Genomic DNA, 254 nt, shown 5'->3' on the forward strand with positions numbered 1-254 from the left:
CCCGGGGGGGCGGGGCGCAGGCCAGTCTGAGGGGCGGACTGGTGCGGCGGGGCCGAGGGGCGGTCGTCGCCGGCACCGGACCGCTGCTGGTGCCGGTCGCGACCGGGCTCGCGGCGGCGGGCGCCCGGGTGGCGGCCCTGGTGGACTCCGCCGGCCCGCGGGCCTTCGTACGGCGCTCACCGGCGCGGGCCGCCCAGCCGGCCAAGCTCCCCGGAGGCGCCGGCTACGCGGCCCGGTTGCTGCGACACGGGGTG

The 254-nt window shown here is 83.1% G+C and carries 1 pseudogene; it reads left to right on the forward strand.

The window, feature by feature from the left end:
- A pseudogene (locus KVT45_RS55440) lies at positions 1 to 254 on the forward strand (FAD/NAD(P)-binding oxidoreductase); the annotation flags it as partial.

It is taken from the genome of Streptomyces sp. GbtcB6 (genome assembly GCF_019091475.1).
GTDB lineage: Bacteria > Actinomycetota > Actinomycetes > Streptomycetales > Streptomycetaceae > Streptomyces > Streptomyces hyaluromycini.